A 4649-nucleotide genomic window follows, 5' to 3' on the forward strand; every position below is an offset into this window, starting at 1 on the left:
AGAATAACCTTCAAGCCCTTTATGCCAAGCTCTTCCGCGACTGAGGGGAGCAGTTCTCCGGCGATTTCCCCTGGATCTACGATCGGAGTCATTATGTCCGGTAGATCGAAGAATCTTATAAGCTCTTCGCTCCAGTCGTTTCGATCGGGATCGAAGAGTTGTGTGGTAGTGGCGAAAGTGAACTCTGTCAGCTTCTCCCCTGTGAGGAAGTAGGTCAGGAGTGAAGGCATCGGGAGAAGGGCGTCTGCCTTTTCAAGGTAACGGCTGTTATTACGCTTGAGAGATATGAGCTGATAGAGAGTGTTGAATGGCTGAAACTGGGTTGGAGCTCTGTCGAAGATCCAGCGCTTGCCGGCCTTCTTTATTGCGTAATCCATGGAATCATCTTTGAACATGTCTCTGTAATGCCTGGGATCGCCCTGAATCGAACCGGAACTGTCGATGAGACCGAAATCCACTCCCCATGTGTCGATTCCTACGCTCCGGATCTCAATTCCCATTGCTGAAGCCGCCTTTATACTTTCCACGACATTCTTGTAAAGCGAAATGAGGTTCCAGTGAGTCAAATCCGCGACATGAATAGGCTCGTTCGAAAAGCGATGTACTTCTTCCAGAACCAGCCTGTTTCGACCGTACTTTCCAACGAAGGCCTTGCCGCTGGAGGCACCGATGTCTATGGCGAGGAATCCGATCAATGGTCCATACCCCGTTCTTTAAGGAACTGGTTCACTTCGCTTTCGGCTGGCATCGAGCTTGCTCCGCCATATCTTGTCGCGACAATCGCCGCCTCTGCGTTTGCGAAAGTGAGAATGCTTCCCAGATCTTCTTCGGTAAGACTACGCAGTTCTTCATCGCCCATATTGTAGAGCTTAGAGATTACTGCGGCCATGAAAGAGTCTCCGCAGCCGGTTGTCTCGGCCACTTTCACCTTGAACCCCTCTCTCTTAACAGAAGTCCTTCCGCGATAAACAGTGGATCCTCTGCTGCCGAGGGTGAGAAAGACGAGCGTGTCCGGTCTGACTTTGAGCCGAGACAGGGCCTCATCTAAATTGTCGCTGTCACATATGTATAGCAGATCGTCGTCGCTGAGCTTGAGAATGTCGACTCTTGAGATGATTTCTCTGACTGTGGCCCTGAATGAATCGTGATCTTCTATTGCGCTTCTTCGAATGTTGGGGTCGAATGAAGTCTTGACTCCTCTTGAGCTGAATCTTTCGAACAGCTCTAGATAAGTGGATGCCGACGGTTCTTCCAGGAGCACTATCGCGCCAAAATGAAAGAGGGAAAAGTTAAGAGGGTCGATCTCTTCGATTTCTTCTGATTTGAGCGATAGATGGGCTGCATGATCCCAGTAGAATCTAAATTCCGGCTTTCCCTCTCCGTCCAGAGCGGCAAAGGCTATCGGTGTCTTCGTTCCATGTTCTCTAATCACGTAGCTGGTAGATATTCCAAGAGACTTCAGATACTCAAGGAGTGCGTTTCCAAATTCGTCCATGCCGATTTTGGCGAGGAATTCCATAGGGACTCCCAGTCTGTGAAGACCGACAGATATGTTGAAAGGTGCACCACCCGGTTTCTTTTCAAACAGGGTGGTGCCTTCCAGGCCTTTCATAGGTTCTCTAGAGATAAAATCGAAGAGGATCTCTCCAGAGCATAAAACCGGTTTGGACCGATCTCTCATAACTTGAAGTCAGCCTCGAACCTGTTGAGATCATCTGCCGGAAAACTACCCTGAACGTATTCAGCTGCGATCTCGATGGGCAACGTGAGATCATGGACACCCAGTGAGATAAGTTTGTTTGCGCTCTCGATATCCTTTATACTTGCCGCAATGATTCTAGGGGCGTTTGAGTGCCAGTCACCAATGTCTAACATCTCCGTAATTCTCAAGTCAGCATCTATTCCCGCCTTCACCATTCTATCGAAGTACACGGCCACATACTCAACTTCCATGCTGACCGCGGCGTAGTACTGCTGTAAAGTGTAAACGGCCGTAGCACATACTCCAACTCCAATATCGTTCAGCTGAGGGACAATATTAGAGGCCTTCTGCGGATCCCAGGGCAGTTTGATAGTAAAGAATTCGGGATCGAAATCGCTCTTCTTTATGAATTCCTTTACCTTTTGAATCCATTCGGTCGAAGAGAGGCTGCCCTGAACGAAGTGTCTCTCGCCCGGGACCTTTGAGAGAAATTTCATTGCATCCATCAGGCCCCATCCCGGCCTGTCTCTTTTCAGTATTGTGGGGTTGGTAGTGATTCCGGCAAAGACCGGCTGTTCAACGAGTTCAACGCTCTTTTCACAAATACCGTCAATGTATAACATTATCAGGCTCCTTTCTTAGTAACTATATGTCCCGAAATGCAGTTTACTCTCCAAGAATCTGGTAATCAATACCCTTTATATCACAGAACTGTACCAATTCCTCTACAAAATCGCCATAAACACCGTGAGTGTGGTTGCACGGGTAGTATCTCAGGAAGGTATCCATGTCCGTATCCAGCTTCACGTAGGCATGTGGCCATTCGATCTGAACCTTCTCCGACAGCTTCTTTTCTTCTGCTTCGGAGAGCTTAACGAACTCTCCCGGTACTATTGTCATGATGTACTCGCCGTTCTGTCTCGCAAGCCTGGCAAGGGTAACTCGCCCAGGTGCCGCAAAATGCTTTACGGCAGCTCCTCCGGCCGGGAAGTAGAAGTCCTCGGGATACAGTTCTACGTGTTTGAGATTGTCTTCGGGATTCATAGATTTTCCGGCAAAGTAGGTCGCATGAGTGCCCGAGTTACAGAGGTCGAGAAGGTCCTCTTCCTCGAAGTAGTGTCTCACGTCAGCAAATAGAACTGGAGACTGAGCAATATGCTTGAAGATCTCCATGGTCAGAGCTCCATCCATGTCCGTTTCGGTGGCCGCAACGATTGTCTCCTTTGAACCGTGCCAGTCATACGGATCATTGAGGAAGGCCTCTACTATGTCCATCGTTGCGTAGTTGTTTGTCATCTCGGGCTGACCTTTGAATCCAACAAAATCCAGCTCGTACTCTTTTATGATACTGAGCGCGGCCTCGTAGAGCGCGATCTGCTTCTCCAGTTTTTCAGGTGTAAGCTGTTTGCCGTCATACTTTACAGTTGCAAGCTTTTCAAGCCACTCTCTAGCTGCTTTTGTGACGTCTTTTGGTACTTTCTCTGCCCTGACTACCAGTTCATACTGGTCGATCTGTTCCACATCGACACCGAACTCCTTCAGCCACTGATCACCGTTGGCCGAAGCCGTGTACATTCCCATCGGACGGCCGCCGAACATACCGTATCTTTCACCCTTCAGTCTTGCGGCCGCTGAAGCAGCCCTCACGAAGTGCATTACCCTTTCAATTACATCTGAATCTTCGGGATTGCCCCATACCCTTTCAGGCATTATTCCGACCTGTTCGAGGGCACCTGCTGCCGCCAGCTGGCCTACCATACCGGGGTAAGAGGGATTGATCTGTCCATAGGTGAGGAAAGGACCTGGTGCATAAAGCGAGGCCATCACGGAAAGATGCGGCCAGCACCAGATAGCATAGTTGAATATCGTGGCCTCAACCTCGGCCTTCATCAGCTCCTTGCCGGCCTTCTTCGCGAGAGAAGGCTTCCAGACTATATCGGAGGCTGTGACAACTTCCACTTCACCCGTTGCTTCAAGGGCCTTAACCAGCCTGTCTTGAAACCCCTTGTTCATTTCGATCAGATCGTTGTGAACGAAATCGCGCCCGTCGGAAAAAGTGATCACTCCAACCTTTCTCTTTTTCATTGAGCATTCCTCCTCTTTTCAGTGTTTTCTTCGAGCTTATCTACATGAGCTTTGACACAGATTTTCTTTGAAGCAGTTCCGCCTTCAGCACAACTTTCGATTTATCACCTCGTGTTCCGTCTATTTCGCTCAGCATAATCGTGGCGGCAATCCTGCCGATGTCCTTCACAGGCTGTCTGATCGTCGTCAAGGGTGGCTCGATCAGTTCGTTCATAGAATGGTCATCGAAGCCTACAATCGATAGATCACCGGGGATTTTCAGGCCCATCCGCCTTACGGTTGCAACTATGACCTCATTGAGAAACTGGTTTGTGGATATGATCGCATCCGGTCTCCTGTCCGATTTCAGAACAGACTCCAGTGACAGCGAAGCCCTTTCCGCGTCCACTGCATTCTCGATAATCCAGTCTGCGTTTATTTCAATGTCCAGCATCTTGCAAGCCTCCAAAAAGCCCATACGTCTCTCTTCTATTGTATAGATTCCCTTTTTGTGAAGGACTATTCCGAGTTTCCTGTGACCGTTCTCCTTTAAGTGCAACACTCCCTGGAGAATCGCCTGTCGGTTGTCGAGGGTTACCGAGCTTATCCTATCAAGTCCTTCGAGAATCCTATCGTAGAAGACTACGGGGATGTTTCTCCTGACTGCCTCTCTGTAAAGTCGTGAGTTGTTTCTTCCATCCTCACCCCCACAGGGCGAGGAAAGTATCCCCTCGACGCCGTGTTCGAGGAGCCATTTGATGTAGATTCTCTCTTTCTCGAAATCCTCGCCGATGTCGCAGACGATGAATTTGTAGCCTCTAGGAAAGAGCACGGTCTCGACTCCGCTCATGAAATCCAGAAAGAATGGATTCCTGATATCCGA

General features: G+C 49.3%; 5 protein-coding genes. All 5 read right to left on the reverse strand.

The window, feature by feature from the left end; genetic code table 11:
• Positions 1-695: FGGY family carbohydrate kinase (locus tag BG32_RS07790; protein ID WP_259459604.1), on the reverse strand; the 695-nt coding region annotated here is incomplete at its 3' end.
• On the reverse strand, positions 692-1681 hold the full coding sequence (locus BG32_RS07795) for a carbohydrate kinase (RefSeq protein ID WP_006489193.1): 990 nt from the start codon (positions 1679-1681) through the stop codon (positions 692-694). The genes BG32_RS07795 and BG32_RS07790, both read right to left, overlap by 4 nt.
• On the reverse strand, positions 1678-2325 hold the full coding sequence (locus BG32_RS07800) for a transaldolase family protein (RefSeq protein WP_006489191.1): 648 nt from the start codon (positions 2323-2325) through the stop codon (positions 1678-1680). The genes BG32_RS07795 and BG32_RS07800 overlap by 4 nt, the downstream gene beginning before the upstream one ends.
• Before the next feature lie 43 nt (positions 2326-2368).
• Positions 2369-3787, reverse strand: coding sequence for an L-fucose/L-arabinose isomerase family protein (locus BG32_RS07805; protein WP_006489189.1), 1419 nt, complete (start codon positions 3785-3787; stop codon positions 2369-2371).
• A gap of 40 nt (positions 3788-3827) precedes the next feature.
• A partial coding sequence (locus BG32_RS07810; protein ID WP_147434886.1) for a substrate-binding domain-containing protein occupies positions 3828-4649 on the reverse strand: 822 nt, incomplete at its 5' end.

The sequence above is a fragment of the Mesotoga sp. HF07.pep.5.2.highcov genome (assembly GCF_003666285.1).
GTDB lineage: Bacteria > Thermotogota > Thermotogae > Petrotogales > Kosmotogaceae > Mesotoga > Mesotoga prima.